Origin of the sequence: Nocardioides carbamazepini, assembly GCF_024614185.1 — a bacterium.
GTDB lineage: Bacteria > Actinomycetota > Actinomycetes > Propionibacteriales > Nocardioidaceae > Nocardioides > Nocardioides carbamazepini.
On the sequence record NZ_JAHTLF010000015.1, the window covers coordinates 341,635 to 360,057 of the forward strand.

At 69.4% G+C, this 18,423-nt stretch carries 9 protein-coding genes; 1 reads left to right on the top strand and 8 read right to left on the bottom strand.

The window, feature by feature from the left end:
- Positions 1-58: 58 nt before the first annotated feature.
- From KVF89_RS11640 to KVF89_RS11665, 6 genes are all read right to left on the bottom strand, one after another.
- Positions 59-2,416 (bottom strand): bifunctional metallophosphatase/5'-nucleotidase, encoded by a 2,358-nt coding sequence (locus KVF89_RS11640; RefSeq protein WP_257425725.1) that lies wholly within the window; start codon positions 2,414-2,416, stop codon positions 59-61.
- 91 nt (positions 2,417-2,507) lie between these two features.
- On the bottom strand, positions 2,508-5,618 hold the full coding sequence (locus KVF89_RS11645; protein ID WP_257425726.1) for an ExeM/NucH family extracellular endonuclease: 3,111 nt from the start codon (positions 5,616-5,618) through the stop codon (positions 2,508-2,510).
- 235 nt (positions 5,619-5,853) lie between these two features.
- A complete protein-coding gene (gene pgsA, locus KVF89_RS11650) occupies positions 5,854-6,495 on the bottom strand; it encodes a CDP-diacylglycerol--glycerol-3-phosphate 3-phosphatidyltransferase (protein ID WP_257425727.1) in 642 nt (213 codons plus the stop codon).
- On the bottom strand, positions 6,492-7,955 hold the full coding sequence (gene rimO, locus KVF89_RS11655; protein ID WP_257425728.1) for a 30S ribosomal protein S12 methylthiotransferase RimO: 1,464 nt from the start codon (positions 7,953-7,955) through the stop codon (positions 6,492-6,494). Before rimO ends, pgsA begins: the two co-directional genes overlap by 4 nt.
- A 53-nt stretch (positions 7,956-8,008) precedes the next feature.
- Complete coding sequence (locus tag KVF89_RS11660) at positions 8,009-9,652, bottom strand: helix-turn-helix domain-containing protein (protein ID WP_257425729.1); 1,644 nt, start codon at positions 9,650-9,652, stop codon at positions 8,009-8,011.
- Complete coding sequence (locus KVF89_RS11665; protein ID WP_257425730.1) at positions 9,649-12,267, bottom strand: FtsK/SpoIIIE family DNA translocase; 2,619 nt, start codon at positions 12,265-12,267, stop codon at positions 9,649-9,651. The genes KVF89_RS11660 and KVF89_RS11665 overlap by 4 nt, the downstream gene beginning before the upstream one ends.
- 221 nt (positions 12,268-12,488) lie before the next feature.
- On the opposite strand from KVF89_RS11665, the gene KVF89_RS11670 reads away from it, so the two are divergent.
- Positions 12,489-15,764 carry a M4 family metallopeptidase gene (locus KVF89_RS11670; RefSeq protein WP_257425731.1) on the top strand — a complete coding sequence of 1,092 codons (3,276 nt, stop codon included), beginning with the start codon at positions 12,489-12,491 and terminating at the stop codon, positions 15,762-15,764.
- A 79-nt stretch (positions 15,765-15,843) separates the two neighbouring features.
- On the opposite strand, the gene KVF89_RS11675 is transcribed toward KVF89_RS11670, so the two are convergent.
- Both KVF89_RS11675 and dapA read right to left on the bottom strand, forming a co-directional pair.
- The gene (locus KVF89_RS11675; protein WP_257425732.1) at positions 15,844-17,529 is read right to left on the bottom strand and encodes a ribonuclease J; all 1,686 of its coding nucleotides are present in this window, start codon (positions 17,527-17,529) and stop codon (positions 15,844-15,846) included.
- On the bottom strand, positions 17,529-18,416 hold the full coding sequence (gene dapA / locus KVF89_RS11680) for a 4-hydroxy-tetrahydrodipicolinate synthase (protein ID WP_257425733.1): 888 nt from the start codon (positions 18,414-18,416) through the stop codon (positions 17,529-17,531). The genes KVF89_RS11675 and dapA overlap by 1 nt, the downstream gene beginning before the upstream one ends.
- Between the last annotated feature and the right edge of the window lie 7 nt (positions 18,417-18,423).

Sequence of the window (18,423 nt, forward strand, 5' to 3'; positions counted from 1 at the left end):
GTGTCATGAGGCTCCGACCGAGGCCCTCTGTCCCCGGTACCTGGTCAGTCGCGTCGCGTCAGCGGCGCACCACCCGGACCTTCTTCACCTTCTTCTCCGGCAGCTGCGTGGCGCTGCCCTGGTAGATGACCTTGATCTTCTTCACGCCGACAGAGGTGAACGCCTTCAGCTTCACCTTCACCTCGCCGTCGACCACGGTCACCGTCTTGGCCTTCTGGCCCTTGACCTTGATCTTCACCTGACCGGTCACGGGCAGCCCCGCCGCGTCGACGACGGCGACCTTGACCTTGGCCTTCGTCTTGCGGACCTTGATCTTGCCCGGCTTGATCTTGACCTTCAGCGCCACGGTGCCCTTGGCCACCGTGACCGGCACCTTGACCTGGGTGCCGGTCGTCGCGCCGACCAGCGTCAGCTGCGCCGTACCCGCAGCGACATCCTGGGGCAGGTTGACCGAGACGGCTGCCATGCCGTTCTGGTCGTAGACCGCGGAGCTGATGGTGTTGTCGACCGGTGCGGTGTCGAGGACCTTGTCGCCCAGCTTGACCTGGAGCTCGGTGTCCTTGACGTCGTCGGCGGTCGACATCGCCCACGAGCCGACGGAGAAGCTGACCTTGCCCCCCGGCCGGTAGGAGGCCGGGGCCCCCGCCGGGAAGTCCACCTGGACCGCGTGCTGGCGGTAGTCGACGGGCAGCGGCGTGGTCGCGGCCTTGTCGGCCAGGTAGTCGACCATCGCCTGCAGATCCGCCTTGCCGGTGTCGGCCCTGCTCGCTCCGTTGGCGAGCTCGAAGAAGTTGTCACCACCGGAGGCGAGGAAGGAGTTGACCGTGACCGAGTACGTCGATGCGGGGTTGATCGGCGTCCCGTTGAGCCACATCCCGGTGATCGTGCCCTGGAAGGTCGCAGTCCCGTTCACGGTCGCCGGCTTCTCACTGTAGGTGTAGTTGAAGCCGTCGGAGACACCCAGCCGGAGGAACGGTCGGGTCGGCACATTGCCACCCGCGTCACGCTGCCACTGCTGCTCGAGGACCTTCTTGATCTGGGCGCCCGTCAGCTTCATGTTGACCAGCGTGTTGGCGAACGGCTGGACCACCGCGGCCTGCTTGTAGGTCAGCTTGCGGCTGCTCCCGTCGACGGTGCCGGCCATGTCCTGGCGCAGGCCTCCGGGGTTCATGAACGCGATCTGCGCGCTTCCCGACTCCGGCTTCTCCGTGGCCCACCGCTGGACCTCGGCGACCTGATTGCCGAGCGTCGACTCGCCACCGCGGTTCTCCGTGGTGCCGTTCTGCAGCTTCGCCCGGTTGAACGGGTTCTGGATCCGGCCGAGCTCGACCGCGCCGAGCACCTCGGCCTCGGCGACAGCGTCGTTGACGATCGTCGTCACCGCAGGGTCCGCCGGGTAGTTCGCTGTGGGGAGAAGCGGCCCGGAACCGTCCGGGTCCGTACTCATCAACGGGAGGAGCGCCGTCTCAAGTCCAACCACGCCGTCGTCGTCCACCTCGAACACCAACTGGTTGAGGTTCATGGCGTACTGGCCGGCGGAGACCACCGGACGCTCCTTGACCGGCCGGTCGGCCCAGGCGGCCACAGGGAACGCGCAGTTGTAGGCCAGGTGAGTGTGGCCGGAGATGATCGCGTCCACGTCGGCGGAGACGTTCTGGGTGATATTGCCCCAGGCCGTGTTCGGGTCGGTGAACTGCGGCGAGGTGCAGCTGGTCGAGGCCGATCCCTCGTGGACCAACATGACCACGACGTCGGCGCCCCCGGTCTTGAGGTCCGCGGCCGCCGCGTTCACGGAGTCGACGATGTCGTCGACCCGGAGGTCGGCGATCCCGGCTGGTGACACCAGGGACGGCAGATCCTCGGTGACCGCACCGACGAAGCCGATCTCCTTGCCGCCGACCGTCTGGAGGTAGGTCGCCGGAACGGCGTCGTCGCCGGTCGCCTTCATCTTCAGGTTGGCCGCGATGTACTTCCACTCGGCGCCGCCCTCAGGGTTGGTCGTGGCGTCGTACGGTGCCATCACCCGGTCGACCAGGTCGTCGTAGCCCCGATCGAGCTCGTGGTTGCCGACCGCCGAGACGTCGAGTCCGGCCTCATTGAGGGCGTCGATGGTCGGCTTGTCCTTCTGGATGAAGGACTCGAACGTCGAGGCACCGATGAGGTCACCGGCGGCCGCGAAGACGGTGTTCGGGTTCGCCGTGCGCAGTTGCTTCACCGCACCGGAGAGCACGGCCGCGCCGGACTCCCGGTTCGCCGCGGACTGCAGCAGCCGGCCGTGGAAGTCGTTGGTGCCGAGGATCTGGATCTCGACCACGGGCCCGGCGGCATTCACCGGTGCGGAGCTCAGCGCCGTCAGGCCGGAGAGGCCGAGCGCCGCGCCGAGTGATCCGACAAGGAGTTTTTTGGCTGATCGCATGTGCTTTTCTTTCGAGGTTGTCGAGACAGTGGGATCGAAAGGAATCGAGAAGGAGGGCACGGCGTGGGTGCGTCGTCCGGTGGTCAGAGCGTCAGCGGCGCACCACCCGGACCTTCTTGACGATCTTCGCCGGCAACTGCGTCGCTGTGCCGAGATAGGTGATCGTGATCTTCTTCTTCCCGATGGAGGAGAACTTCTTCAGCCTCACCTTGAGCTTGCCGTTGACCACGGTGACGGTCGTGGCCTTCTGGCCCTTGACCTTGACGCTCACCTGGCCGGTGACCGGCTTGCCGGCCGCGTCCACGACCGTGACCTTCACCTTGACCCGGGTCTTGTCGACCACAACCTTCTTCGGCTTGATCTTGGCTGCCAGCTGAACCGGCTGGGGGCTCGGCGGCGTGTCCGTCTTGGTGCGCTTGATGCCGATCACCTCGGGGTTGTGATCCGAGGCGCTGAACGGGCCGTCGTTGTAGAGGTCGGTGCCGACGTAGTTGTACCGGGAGTACTGGTTGAACACAGTCTCGTTGGCGTTGATCTCCCAGATGTCGACCCCGGTCACCATGGTCGCGGCCGCCGGGTTGGCGAGCACGTGGTCCAGCGAGCCCGACTGGCCGTCGAAGCTGTAGGTGTGCTTTCCCTCCGTCTTCAGTTGGGTGTAGCCCGCCCCGTAGAGGACCTGCATCGGGTCCTCTTGCGAGTAGGAGTTGAAGTCGCCGGTCAGGAAGATGGCTCTGATGCCACGGGCCGACGCGAAGGCGCTCGCGAACGTCGACAGCTCGGTCGCCTGCGCAACCCGATCGGGGTTGGCCTTGCCCTGGCCGGTGCCGTCGTCAATACCGGAGCCCTTGGACTTGAAGTGGTTCACAATGACCGCGAACCTGTCGCCGTCCACACCTCCGGTCGGCTTGAACACCGCGGCGAACGGCTCGCGCGCGTTGCCGAAGGCGGCGACCCCGAAGAGCATCTCGGCCTCACCCACGACCTGGACGTGGGCCGGCTTGTAGATGAACCCGGTCCGGATCACGTCCTGCCCCGCGATGTTCGCGGGCGCCGACGCGCTGGCCGGCGAGCGGACGTAGTCCCAGGTGCCGGCTCCGGCAGCGGCATTGAGCGCCGTCACCAGCGCCGCCAGAGCCTCGTCACGGTCGTGCCCGTCGACGACGAGGCTGTTCTCGATCTCCTCGACGGAGACGATGTCGGCGTCGATCGTGTTGATCGCCTTGACGATCTTGGCCTGTTGGCGGTCGAAGCTCACCTGGTTCCAGGCGCCCCGTGGGCCGTTCCCTGGGCAATCGTCCACCGCGACCGGGTTGTCATCGCGGTCCTTGAACGACGCGCAGCCGGGCACGTCCTCACCGAAGGTGGTGAAGTAGTTGAGCACGTTGAACGTGGCGAGCTCGAGGTCTCCGCCCACCGCCGCGGGTGACGCCGGACGGTCCTGTTCGAAACTCACCCTGCCCGTGGGCGGGCCGACGATAGGCGAGGTGGGCTGGAGCTTCCAACCGAACCGGTGGTCGAGGACCACCGGCTCGTCGAAGATCACCCCTGCGCCGACGCGGACCTGGTGGTCCTGGGTGAACCACGGCAACGGCGCGTCCTGGCCGCCCGCGTTGTTGGTGGTATTCCAGTAGGTCGTGCTGGAGCCGTCGTCCAGGATCACGCGGTGGGCGTTGTTCCACCTGGTGCGGTCGGCGATCGCGGCCGTGTCCTGGGCATCGACGATGTCCGTCGGCGTGATCAGCGGCTCGTCGGAGTTGGCCGCGATCCCAATCTCACCGAAGTTGCTGCCCGAGCCGGAGTTCGGTGGGTTGTAGGCGGAGCCGTCGTACACGTCGGTCACGGTGAAGGAACCCGTCGGAGCGAAGAGCTCGCCCTCGGCAGCCTCCCTGGCCGCGTCGAGCGCGGTCTGGTCGAGACAGCCCGTGCCCGGCAGGGCACAGTCGGTCCCTGGGATGACGGTCTTCGCACTGACGTCGCCCAGGTCCGGGATCTCCTCGACCGTGCCGGCGGCGACGTCGATCTCGGTCAGTCCGCTGAACTCCTTGACGGTGCCGAAGACCTTGACGGACTCACCGATCGCCAGATCATTCATCAGCGCCCCGTTGTTACCGACGAACACGAAGATCGCGTCGGAACGGTCCGCGGTATCCGGGCCGGGGGTCTGGATGTAGAAGCCGTTGAATCCGCCTGTCGGGTAGAGGGCAGTGACCACGCCCTGGGTCACGACCGGTGTGTTCGCGATCGGGCTGGCCGCGCCATTGCCTTGGATGTTGGCGATCGGGGAGATGACTGCGGGGTCGACGACGGTGATCGTGAACTCCGTGCTCGCGGTCTCCGCCGGGGTCGCCGCGTCCTCCACCGTCGCGGTGACGGTGGTGGCGCCGGCCGTGGTCGGCGTGCCGGAGATCTCGTTGCCGGTGAGCGTCAGACCGGCCGGCAACGCGGTGGTCGTCCAGGAGTAGGGCTCGGTCCCGTTGGCCGCCGCGAGGGTGACCGGCCTGATCGCGGTGTCCTTGAGGAATGCCTTGTCCCCGGGATCGGTGGCCGACAGCGGCTGCTCGACCGTTCCCGTCCCCTCCGGGCTGGGCACGGCCGGTGCCGCGAAGTCGGTCGCGTTGTTGTCGCCGTCGGTCGTATTCGTGCGCTGTACCGAGGTCGTGTTCGTCGTCGCGGTCCCGGTCGGCGCCGTCTCAGAAGAACCGGCCGTGCCGTAGCCGACGAAGTCGACCACGTCAGTCACGGTGTGCATCGAGGTGCCGGTCGCGGTGATGCCCGTGGCCCCCTCCGCCAGAATCACCTGTCCGCTACCACCAGCCATGCTCAACGCGGTGCCGCTGTGGTCGGGCGCAGGCAGGTCGGCACCGCCGCAGGGGTTGCCACCGCAGCCGTTCGGGTTGCTCACCTGGACGAGGTACGTGCTGCCAGCGGGCACACTCACGTCCGGCAGGGCCAGCACCGAGACCGTCCCGGTGCCGTTGTAGGTACCGCTGCGGTATTGCAAGCTCAACCCGTTGAGCGATTGCGCGCTCCCGGTCGGGTTGAGCAACTCGACGAAGTCGGTCTTGTAAGAGGCAGAGGCCGATGTCGAGCCGCCCCCGCCGTACACCTCATTGATGATCATCCCGGTGCTGGCAGCCTGCACCACGCCTGCGGTGAGCACCGAGAGGCCGGACACGGCGAGGGCGGCACCGAGGGTGCTCACGAGGAACTGCTTCACTGAACGCATTGGCTTCTTCCGAGGTCGTCAAAGCGGCAAGGACAGCCGATCGCGCACGCCCGAGAGTTGCCGGCGAGAACGGGGGGAAGGGTCCTTAACCTAGGCTGATCCCCGGCGCCTCTGGCAAGGAGCTGAGGAAAACCAAGTGACGAAAAGGTGACGACAAGCCGTCAGATTTTGCTCTTGCGGTCCATGGCTCCGCAAGATCTACGCCGTTGCGTCAGGCGGCGGGGGACTTCCGGATGTCGTGGCGCTGCTTCCACACGTCGCGGAAGAACTCGTAGCCCGACCAGAGGGTCAGCACGAAGGCGACGAGCAGCAGCGCGATCGCGACGCCGTAGGTGATCTCACCGGGCACGTCGAGCCAGCCGTCGACCTCGAGCAGCGGCAGGGTGAGCAGGCCCAGGGCCAGCGCCTGGGCGACGGTCTTCCACTTGCCGCTCTGGGCGGCGGCGATGACGACGGACTTGAGCACCGACAGGCGGAGCAGGGTGACCGCCCACTCGCGGATCAGGACCACGATCGTGATCGTCCACATCCACCAGGTGTCCATGATGATCGAGAGGCCGATGAAGGCCATCCCGGTGATCGCCTTGTCGGCGATGGGGTCGGCGATCTTGCCGAAGTCGGTGATCAGGTTCCGCGACCGCGCGATGTCGCCGTCGATCTTGTCGGTGACCATGGCGACGAAGAAGATCGCCCACGCGACGGTGCGCCAGGTGATCGAGTCACCGCCGTCGTGGAGCAGCACCCAGCCGTAGATCGGGACCAGGAAGATCCGCAGGGTCGTCAGGGCGTTGGGGACGTTCCAGTTGCTCGGCTTGGCCGACGGCGGGGTCGCTCCGGTGCTGGTCCCGGTCATGACTGCTCTCCTGCCGGTTCGGCGATCAGGTCCACGCCGTCGGACGCGACGACGACGGCCCGCAGGAGGTCGCCCACGCGTGCGTCGGGGACGCCGAGCACCCGGGTGGAGCCGTCGACCTCGGGTCCCTGCTGGGCGGCACGGCCCTCGACGGTGCCGTCGCCGGTCCCGTCGGGGTCGACCTCCTCGACCAGCACCTCCACGGTGCTGCCGATCCGCTCCTCCGCGCGCTCGGACGTGAGCTCGGAGACCAGGTCGTTGAGGTGCTGCACCCGGGCGCGGATCTCGTCGTCGTCGAGCTTGCCGTCGAGGTTCGCGGCCTCGGTGCCGTCCTCGTCGGAGTATCCGAAGACGCCGGTGACGTCCATCCGCGCGGCGACCAGGAAGTCGCACAGCGTCTGGAACTCGTCCTCGGTCTCCCCCGGGAAGCCGACGATGACGTTGGACCGCACGCCGGCCTCAGGGGCGAGGGCGCGCGCCTGGTCGAGCAGCCCCAGGAAGCTCTCCGGATCGCCGAAGCGGCGCATCCGGCGCAGCACGGTCGCACTGGCGTGCTGGAACGACAGGTCGAAGTACGGCGCCACGCCGGGCGTGGTCGCGATGGCTCGGACCAGCCCGGGGCGGGTCTCGGCCGGCTGCAGGTAGGAGACCCGGACCCGCTCGATGCCGTCGATCGCGGTCAACTCCGGCAGCAGCGTCTCGAGCAGGCCGAGGTCGCCGAGGTCCTTGCCGTAGGACGTGGAGTTCTCCGAGACGAGGAACAGCTCCTTGACGCCCTCGCCGGCCAGCCAGGCGGCCTCCTGCAGCACGTCGGACGGACGCCGGCTGACGAAGGACCCGCGGAACATGGGGATCGCGCAGAAGGTGCAGCGCCGGTCGCAGCCGCTGGCCAGCTTGAGCGGCGCCATCGGACCGCCGTCGAGGCGGCGCCGGATCGCGGAACGGCCGGGGATCGCGACCTCGACCTCGGGGCCCGACGAGGCCGGCGCCTCGACGACCGCCTGCCGCTCGGCGGGACTGATCGGCAGCAGCAGGCGCCGGTCCCGGGGCGTGTGCGGATGGGGCCGCTCACCGGCGAGGATCGAGCGCAGCCGCCCGGAGATGTCCTGGTAGTCGTCGAAGCCCAGCACGGCATCGGCCTCGGGCAGCGAGTCGGCGAGCTCCGCGCCGTACCGCTCGGCCAGGCATCCCACCGCGACGACCGCCTGCACCCGGCCCCCGTTGTCGGCGGACTCCTTGAGGTCGGCGGCCGCCAGGAGGGTGTCGATCGAGTCCTTCTTGGCCGCGTCGACGAAGCCGCACGTGTTGACCACGACCGTGTCGGCATCCTCGGGGTCGTCCACCAGCGTGAAGCCGTCGGCGGCGAGCCGGCCGGCCAGCTCCTCGGAGTCGACGTCGTTGCGCGCGCAGCCGAGGGTGAGGAGGGCCACCGAGACGGGGTTCGTGGATGTGCTGGTCATGTCCGGTAGAGGATACCGGCGAGCGTGCGCCCGTCGGCATTCCGCAGCGGTCGTCAGGGAGCCACGAGCGTCTTGGAGACCTCGGCGCCGGTGTCGCCCAGCGCCTGCGGCTGCTTGCCGCCGAGCGCATAGGTCACCGAGCCGTCCGAGCTCCAGATCCGCACCGGCGGCACCAGCTTCAGCTCGGAGGTCTGCCCGAAGGCCAGGTTGCCGTCGAAGACGATCTCGCCCGCCGCGTCGCGGACGACCAGCTGGGCACCACCCCCGGCGGCCGTCAGCGTGAGCTTCACGGGCTCGCCCTTGGCTGCGGCGGCCTGGGAGACGCCCCCGCTCTGGTTCAGCACCGGGGTGTCGCCGACCGGCGCCGGACCACCCATGACGAGCTTGGCCACCGACCACACGAGCACCGCGCCCATGACCGCGGCGATGAGGACGGACCAGTTGCGACCGCCCCGGGTGCTGCGGATCGCACCGCCCGCACCGGTCGCCAGCTCGGCCTCGAAGACCCGGCGCGGGTCGACGGGGGCGTCGGCGTAGGTCTCGTCGTACGACGCCACGAGGGGGCCGGCGTCGATGCCGAGGACCCGCGCGAGCGTGCGCAGGTGCCCGCGGGCGTAGAAGTCGCCGCCGCACGGCGCGAAGTCGTCGACCTCGATGGCCTCGATGACATGGGGCCGGATCCGGGTGCGCTCGGAGAGCTGGTCGATCGTGAGGCGGAGCCGGTCGCGAGCCGCCGTCAGCTCCGGGCCGATGACCGGCTGCGCCGCGGGGCGCACGGCCAGGTCGTCGAGCACGACCGTGACCGACCCGGTGTCGTCGGTGTCAACGGTGTCCAGAGCGACCGGGGCGACCGGGGCCCGGACCAGGGTCGGCCGGTCCCACTCGACGCGGGCGGACAGCACGGTCGGGCGGTCCGGCGCGGGCGGCTCCTCCTGCTCGTCCGGCGCACCGGGTTCCGCGGGCTCCGCGGGCTCCGTGACGACGGCGATCTCGTCGGTGTTCTCGGTGTCCGCGGCCAGCACGACCTCGCCGGTGTCCTCGAAGTCGGACACGTCGACGTCGGGCTCCCGTCGCCCGCCCAGCCCGGCGGCCACGCGGGCGGCGATGCCCCGGCGCTCCTCCGGCGCTCCGGGAGCGTCGTCGGCGTACAGGTCGCTGAGCTGGGGCACCGTGCCGGAGCGCTCGGCGGTGTCGTCGGCCAGGTCCGGCACGACCTCGACCACGTCGGCGCGTCCGTCGGCGAGCTCGGCGAGCACGTCGCTCAGCGAGCCCGGCTCGGCACCCACCACTCGGGTGGCGAGGGTGAGGGGTACGACGAGCTGCTGGTCGTCGTACCCGTCGACGAGGATGTGGCCGTCACGGACCAGGCCGCGGCGGGGCAGGTGCTCGAGGCAGTCGATCTCGGGCCAGGCGATCCCCCGCCAGGTCGCGCCCTGGCGCAGCCGGACGCCGTGCTCGTCGGCGACCAGCAGCGGTGCCCGGCCGTCGACCAGCGCGGCGACGTGGGCGAGGGTGACCAGCGCCAGCACCCCGAAGGTCACCCAGTCGAGGGTGGTGCCGCCGGTGAAGGCGCGCACCGCGAAGGCGACGGTCAGCAGGGCCGAGAAGCCGCCGACCGAGGCGGACAGGGCGACGTTGCGGCGGACCTCGATCCGCTGCTCGGTGGGCTGGCTGGGGCTCTCGGTCATCTCGCTCATGCCTCCCCCTGGATGGTCATGATCACGGCGTCGATCTCGTCGGGCTTGACCAGCACGTCGCGGGCCTTGGATCCCTCGCTGGGACCGACGACACCGCGGCTCTCGAGGATGTCCATCAGCCGGCCCGCCTTGGCGAAGCCGACGCGGAGCTTGCGCTGCAGCATCGAGGTGGAGCCGAACTGCGTGGAGACGACGAGCTCGATCGCCTGCACGACGAGGTCCATGTCGTCGCCGATGTCGTCGTCGAGCACCTTGTTCGAGGCGGCGGGCGCGGTGACGTCCTCGCGGTAGCTGGGCTCGAGCTGACCCTTGCAGTGCTTGACGACCTGGTGGATCTCCTGCTCGGTGACCCACGAGCCCTGGACTCGGATCGGCTTCGACGCCCCCATGGGGAGGAAGAGGCCGTCACCCTGGCCGACGAGCTTCTCGGCACCCGGGGTGTCGAGGATGACGCGGCTGTCGGCGAGGCTGGACGTAGCGAACGCCAGGCGGGACGGGACGTTCGCCTTGATCAGGCCGGTGACGACGTCGACCGACGGGCGCTGCGTCGCGAGCACCAGGTGGATGCCCGCGGCCCGGGCGAGCTGGGTGATCCGGACGATCGAGCCCTCGACGTCGCGCGGGGCGACCATCATCAGGTCGGCGAGCTCGTCGACGATCACCAGCAGGTACGGGTACGGCGTGAGCGTGCGCTCGCTGCCCGGCGGCACCTCGACCTTGCCCTCGCGCACGGCCTTGTTGAAGTCGTTGATGTGCCGGAAGCCGAAGTTGGCGAGGTCGTCGTACCGCATGTCCATCTCGCGGCAGACCCACTCGAGCGCCTCGGCGGCCTTCTTGGGGTTGGTGATGATCGGCGTGATCAGGTGCGGCACGCCCTCGTAGGCGTTGAGCTCGACCCGCTTGGGGTCGACCATGATCATCCGCACCTCGTCGGGCGTGGAGCGCATGAGCACCGAGGTGATCATCGAGTTGATGAAGCTCGACTTGCCGGAGCCGGTGGCGCCCGCGACGAGCAGGTGCGGCATCTTCGCCAGGTTCGCGACGACGAAGCCGCCCTCGACGTCCTTGCCCAGCCCGGCGATCAGCGGGTGGTGGTCGTTGCGCGCGACGTTGGACCGGAGCACGTCACCGAGGGAGACGATCTCCTTGTCGCTGTTGGGGATCTCGACGCCGACCGCGGACTTGCCGGGGATCGGGCTGAGGATCCGCACGTCCTCGGAGCCGACGGCGTAGGAGATGTTGCGCTGGACGCCGAGGATCTTCTCGACCTTGACGCCGGTGCCGAGCTCGATCTCGTAGCGGGTGACGGTCGGGCCGCGGGTGTAGCCGGTGACCTGGGCGTCGACGTTGAACTCGTCGAGCACCGTCTGCAGCCGGTCGACCACGTCGTCGCTGGCCTTGGAGCGCGCCCGGTGCGGGTCGCCCGGCTTGAGGGCGGTGGCGTCGGGCAGCGTGTAGACGATGTCGCCGGACAGCGCGAGCTGCTCGACCCGCTGGGGCAGGTCCGCGTGCGGCGGGGGCTCGAGCTCGCCGGTCTCGTCCTCGACGGTCGCGCGCTGCGCCAGGCGGCGGGCGATGAGGGCGTTCGAGCCCGCCTCCGGGTCGACCGGCTCGGTGTCCTCGTCGGCGAGCGGGACGTCGATCGGCTCGAGGAGCGACATCGACTCCTCGGCCGGGCTCGGCTCCTCGGTCTTCTTCCGGCGCCGCTTCTTCGGCTCGGCCAGGACCGGCGTGTCGTACGCCGGGTCGCCCATCCGCTCGAAGGTGTCGTCGAGGTTCATCGCCTGGGTGGCGTCGTCGTCGGCGCCGTGGTGGCGGCCGAGCAGCAGGTCACCGAGCTCGCGCAGGCGGTCGGGAATCCGGTAGAGCGGCGTCGCCGTGATGACGAGGACACCGAAGAAGGCGAGCAGCGCCAGCAGCGGTACGACCACGGCGGGGGCGCGGAGCAGGTCGAGCAGCAGGGCGGAGACGACGTACCCGACCGCGCCACCACCGTCGCGCAGCGGCAGGGTGTCGCCCTGCACGGGCTCGGGACTGCCGTTGGCGATGTGCACGATGCCGAGCAGACCGAACGCGAAGGCGGTCCAGCCGATCACCTGGCGCCCGGCGGGGCCGTTGCCGACCGGGTCGCGCATGACCCGCCAGCCGGCGGCCAGCACGAGCAGGGGCACGAACCAGCCGATCTTGCCGACCGATCCCGACACCGCGGCCCGGGTGAAGTCCATGACGCCACCGGGGACCTCGAACCACACGGCACCGGTGATGACCAGGGCGACGGCGACGAGGAGCAGCCCGAAGCCGTCGCGGCGCTGCTCGGGCGCGATGTCCCGGGCGCCGTGGCCGACACCGCGGGTGACCGCGCCGATGCCGTGGGCGAAGGCGAGCCAGAGGGCGACCACTCCCCTGCCGAGTGCGGTGAAGGCGCGCAGCACCGGCCCGGGCCCGCTGCGCACGGCGCGCGGGGCAGGTCGCTTGGCCGCCGGCTTCTTGGCCGGCGGGCGCTTCTTGGTGGACGTACTCCGGGTACGCGAGCTGGCTGTCTTCTTCACGCCCGAGCGGGAGGAAGAGCTGGTCCTGCTGCGCGACCCCGGCGGGGAAGACGTACGGGTCGCCATGACACCAAACCTAGGCGATCGTCACTCCAGTCACACGGACCACAGGGCGGTGTGTCGCCGGGGGTCGGGATGTTCTCCGGTCACGGCATGTTGGTAAAGGAGAGTTTGCGCCAGACCTCTGGACCGGCCGTATTCCTGCGTCCTAGGGTGCCGTGCAGTGTCCGGAGCGGGCAACACTCGGACCTCGCCGACGACACGTTCTATCTCGAGGAGAACATTTCGTGAGACTCAACCTTCCCGACGCCCTGCGGAAGGGCGTCGGACTCTCGCTCGTCGGGGCGGCTCTCGTCGTCATCCCGTCGGCGCCGATCCAGGCGGCGCCCCAGGATCCGTCGGTCACCCAGCAGATGCGCAACGAGGCCGAGGGGAAGGTCGCGATCACGACCTCACCGGCCACCGACAAGGTCGGCTTCGTCCGTGCCACGAAGGACCTCTTCCCCTCCGAGCGGAGCGCGAGGACGGCCGACGGTGCCGCGGCGAAGGCGAGTGGGTACGTCGACAAGTACGCCCGCGCGTTCGGCGCCACCGCCGCCCAGCTGAAGCAGGGCGAGGTCACCGAGACCCCGGCCGGCTACACCGTCGACTTCGACCAGACCTACCAGGGCGTCCCGGTCTTCGGCGCCAAGCTGCGTGCCCACGTCGACAACCAGGGCGATCTCACCTCGGTGTCGGGCTACGTGGCACCGAAGGTCGACCTGGCCGTGACGCCGCGCCTCGACGAGGCCGCCGCCACGGCCACGGCGATCAAGCTGGCCGCCCAGGCACCGGCCGGAGCCGGCGAGGCCGCTCCCGACAAGCCCGAGGCGAGCAGCCTGAAGGCGACCAAGGCAGACCTGATGGTCTACCGGATGGGCGCCATCCAGGGCGTCGAGGGCCGCAACCTGCTGGCCTGGGTGGTCGAGGTCACCGACGGCAAGCAGGTCCGCGAGACGAGCGTGCTCGACGCGGTCACCGGCAAGCCGGTCAACCGCTACTCGATGATCGCCCACGCGCTGGACCGCGAGCTCATCGAGGCCTACGACGACCCGGACGCCAACCCCGACCTGGTCTGGAAGGAGGGCGACGCCTGGCCCACGAGCCGCACCGGTGGCGACCTCGACGAGGATCAGCAGAACGAGGTCCAGGGCACCGGTGAGGCGTACTGGTTCTTCAAGAACTCGTTCGGCCGCGACTCCTACGACGGCGCCGGCGCGCTGATGAAGACGGTCAACAACGACCCGAACATCGCCTGCCCGAACGCCAACTGGAACGGCGTCTCGACCAACTACTGCTCCGGCGTCTCCTCCGACGACACCGTCGCCCACGAGTGGGGACACGCCTACACGGAGAAGACGTCCGGCCTGCTCTACCAGTGGCAGCCCGGCGCGATGAACGAGGCGTACTCGGACATCTGGGGCGAGACGGTCGACATGCTCAACAGCCGCTACAACGACGTGACCGTCGAGGCAGGCGGCGAGGAGATCGTCCTCGACGAGGAGACCCACCGCAGCGACGACGGGCGCTGCTCGCTCGCCACGCCGGGCGACCTGACCTTCACCATCAACAGCCCGGCCGCCGTGGCCGGTCCGTGCGCGGTCGTCAAGCCGTCCTGGTCGGCGGACTTCGGCGATCCCTTCGATCCGGAGAACGAGGGCGTCACGGCCGACGTCGTCGTCGCCACGGACACCGACGCCGACGAGGGGTCCACCACCGACGGCTGTGACGCCGTCTGGGCCAACGCTGCACAGATCGCCGGAAAGATCGCCTTCGTCGACCGCGGCCTGTGCACCTTCCAGGAGAAGATCGACCACGCCGTCGCCAACGGCGCCACCGGACTGGTCATCGGCAACAACACCGCCGGCATGATCAACCCCGGTGGAACCGCGCCCGCGGGCTTCTACGGTGCGACCCTCTCCCAGGCCGACGGCACGAAGATCAAGTCCGCCGGCACCGCCAACGTCACCATCTTCGAGAGCGTGGCGAACCGCGACGAGACGGCACGCTGGCTCTCCGGCGAGGACGACCCCGCCTTCGGTGGCGCGATCCGCGACATGTGGAGCCCGAACTGCTACGGCGACCCGGGCAAGGTCTCGGACGAGGAGTACGCCTGCGACACCGGCGACAACGGCGGCGTGCACACCAACTCCGGCGTGGTCAACCACACCTACGCGCTGCTCGTCGACGGAGGCACCTACAACGGTGTGACCGTCCCGGGCATCGGACTGGACAAGGCGGCGCACATCTTCTGGCGCACGCAGACGGCCTACCTGACGCCGACCTCCGGCTTCGTCGAGCTCGCCGACGGACTCGAGGGCTCGTGCGCGACGCTCACCGGCAACACCACGCTCAAGAAGCTGGCCGTCGGTGACAGCGCCACCGGCGGCAGCGCGGCCGACGAGGGCACCATCGCGCCCATCGCCGCCGCGGACTGTGCGGCGGTGACGAAGGCGATCGCCGCCACCGAGCTGCGCAAGGAGCCGGTGCAGTGCAACTTCAAGCCCATGTTCCACCGCGGGGCGGTGGGCTGCGGTGAGGGCACCGTGACCAAGAGCCAGTGGACCGAGGGCTTCGAGTCGGGGATCCCGGCCGGCTGGACCCAGGACGTCGAGTACTACGACGACCCCGAGTCCGACGGCGGCGGCGCCAAGCACTTCGACACCACGACGACCACGGCGCTGCCCGTGGTCAGCAAGGGCGGGGTGCAGCACAAGGGCGGCCCGTCGGTGCTCTACTTCAACGACAAGGGTGACGACGGCAACTTCGGCAGCTGCAGTCTCGACTCCGACGACTACTCCTCGCGGGTCGGGCTCGCCACACCGGTCCTGACGGTGCCCGCGGGCGACCTGCCCCGGTTCACCTTCGACCACTACGTGGCGACCGAGGTCGGCTTCGACGGAGGCAACGTCAAGGTCAAGGTCAACGGCGCTCCCGAGTTCGAGCTGGTCCCGGACCGCGCGTGGCTCTACAACGCGCCCGGCGGCGAGCTCGAGTCGGCCGCGGCCGGCAACACCAACCCGATGGCCGGCGAGACCGCGTTCACCGGAGCCGATGGCGGCCTCCCCACCGGCCAGTGGGGTCACTCGGCCATCGACCTGTCGATGCTCGCCAAGCCCGGCGACACCGTGCAGTTCCGGTTCGACTTCGGCATGGACGGCTGCAACGGCAACGACGGCTGGTACGTCGACAACGTCGCGGTCAGCATCTGCACCACGCCCGACGTCGCTCCCGGCACCGCCACCGTCTCCCCCAAGGCCAGCGCCAAGAAGGGCACGGTCACGATCATGATCAACACCGCCGGCGGCGTGATGCCCTCCGGCCTGGTGACGGTCACGATCAAGGGAAAGACGTACACCGGCACGGTGGTCGACGGCGTACTGAAGGTCAAGGCCAAGAAGCAGCTCAGGAAGCTGTGGAGGCAGGGCAAGCGCAAGGTCAAGGCGACCGTGAGCTATCCCGGCGACGCCAAGATCGCGCCGTTCTCCGGCAAGGTCACCATCAAGCTGAAGGGCAAGCAGTAGCCCGGCAGCGGCACAGCGCCGGAACGCCCCGCCCCTCCGGAAGGAGGAGCGGGGCGTTCCGCTGTGTGTCTGTGTGGGGCTACGCCTCGACGACCACCGGGATGATCATCGGGCGGCGCTTGTGGGTGTTGCTCACCCACCGGCCGATGGAGCGGCGGATCACCTGCTGGAGCTGGTAGGTGTCGGTGCTGCCCTCGTTGAGCGCGCGGTTGACGGCGTCGACGATGGGCTGCTTGATCGGCTCGAAGTCCGAGTCGGCCCACGCATGGCCGCGGGCGTGGATCTCGGGGCCGGCGGAGACCTTGCCGGCGACCGAGTCGACGACCACGATCACCGAGATGAAGCCCTCCTCGCCGAGGATCCGGCGATCCTTGAGCTCCGACTCGGTGACGTCGCCGACCGACTGGCCGTCGACGAAGACGTAGCCGCACTCGACCTTGCCGACCACGGAGGCAACCCCGTCGACGAGGTCGACGACGACGCCGTCCTCGGCGTAGACGACGTTCTCGACGCCGGTCTGCTTGGCGAGGTCGCCGTTGGCGAGCATGTGGCGGACCTCGCCGTGCACGGGCAGCACGTTGCGCGGCTTGACGATGTTGTAGCAGTAGAGCAGCTCGCCGGCGCTCGCGTGACCCGAGACGTGGACCAGCGCGTTGCCCTTGTGGACGACACGGGCGCCGAGCCGGGCGAGGCCGTTGATCACCCGGTAGACGGCGTTCTCGTTGCCGGGGATCAGGCTGGAGGCGAGGACGACGGTGTCGCCCTCCTCGAGGTGCACGAAGTTGTGGGTGCGCTGCGCGATCCGGGCCAGCGCGCTGAGCGGCTCACCTTGCGACCCGGTCGAGATGAGCACCTGCCGCTCCGGGGCGAGGTCGGCCAGCTCCTTGGCCTCGACCATCACGCCCGGCGGGACCTTGAGGTAGCCCAGGTCGCGCGCGATGGCCATGTTGCGAACCATCGAGCGGCCGACGTACGCCACCTTGCGGTTGTGCTTCACCGCGGTATCGAGGACCTGCTGGACGCGGTGCACGTGGGAGGCGAAGCAGGCCACGATGATGCGCTGCTTCGACTCGGCGAAGGCCTGCTCGAGCACCGGGGTGATCTTGCGCTCGGCCGTCGTGAAGCCGGGGACCTCGGCGTTGGTGGAGTCGGTGAGGAAGAGGTCCACCCCCTCCTCCCCGAGCCGGGCGAAGGCCCGCAGGTCGGTGATCCGGCCGTCGAGCGGCAGCTGGTCCATCTTGAAGTCGCCGGTGTGGAGCACCAGGCCCGCCCCGGTGCGGATCGCGACCGCGAGCGCGTCCGGGATGGAGTGGTTGACGGCGACGAACTCGAGGTCGAAGGGACCGAACGAGATCTTGTCGCCCTCCTTGACCGTGTAGAACGGCGTCTGGCGCAGGCGGTGCTCACGCAGCTTGGAGTTGAGCAGCGCGAGGGTCAGCTCGGAGCCGACGAGCGGGATGTCCTGGCGCTCACGCAGGAGGTACGGCGTCGCGCCGATATGGTCCTCGTGGCCGTGGGTGAGCACCAGCGCCTCGACCTTGTCGAGCCGGTCCCGGATCGCCGCGAAGTCGGGCAGGATCAGGTCGACGCCCGGCTGGTGGTCGTCGGGGAAGAGCACGCCGCAGTCGACGATGAGCAGCCGGCCGTCGTACTCGAAGACGGTCATGTTGCGGCCGACCTCGCCGAGGCCGCCGAGCGGGATGACCCGCAGGCCGCCCTTGGGCAGCTTCGGCGGGGCGGACAGCTCGGGGTGCGGGTGCGACATCAGAGGAGGCCCGCCGCGGCGAGACCCGCGCGGAGGTCGGCGACCTCCGCGTCGTCGAGCGCCAACAGTGGGGGTCGGACGGTTCGGTTGGCCAGGACGCCGGCCAGCTCGAGCGCGGCCTTGGCGGTCGTGGCGCCGTAGTTGCCCACGCCCATGATCGCCTCGAACGCCGGGATCAGTCCGGTGTGGATCCGCAGCGCCTCGGCGTGGTCGCCGGAGAGGAAGGCGTCGATCATCGCGCGCAGCTGGGTGCCGGCGACGTGGCCGACGACCGAGACCAGGCCGGTCGCGCCGTAGGCGAGGTAGCCGAGCGTGTTGACGTCGTCGCCGGAGTAGACGACGTAGCCGAGGTCAACGAGCTGGGCGGTGCGGGCCAGGTCGCCCGTCGCCTCCTTGACCGCGACGACGGTGTCCCACTGCCGGGCGGCGGCGTAGGTCTCCAGCGAGATCTTGGTGCCGGTGCGGCCCGGGACGTCATAGAGCATGACCGGCACGCCGGTCGCCTCGATGACGTGGCGGAAGTGGTTGAGCACGCCCGGCTGGCTCGGCTTGTTGTAGTAGGGCGTCACGAGCAGGAGTCCGTCGGCGCCGACCTTCTCGGCCTGCTTGGCGAGCTCGACGGAGTGGCGGGTGTCGTTGGTCCCCACGCCGGCGACCACCTTGGCGCGCTCGCCGACGGCGTCCTTGACCGCGGCCAGGGTCTCGCCGTCCTCCGCGCCGGTGGTGGTCGGCGACTCGCCGGTCGTGCCGGACACGACGATGCCGTCGTTGCCGTGGTCGACGAGGTGCCTGGCGACCTTCTGCACCCCGTCCAGGTCGACGGAGCCGTTCTCTAGGAACGGCGTGACCATGGCGGTCAGCATGGTGCCGAAGGGTGCGGAAGTCATGCCCCCC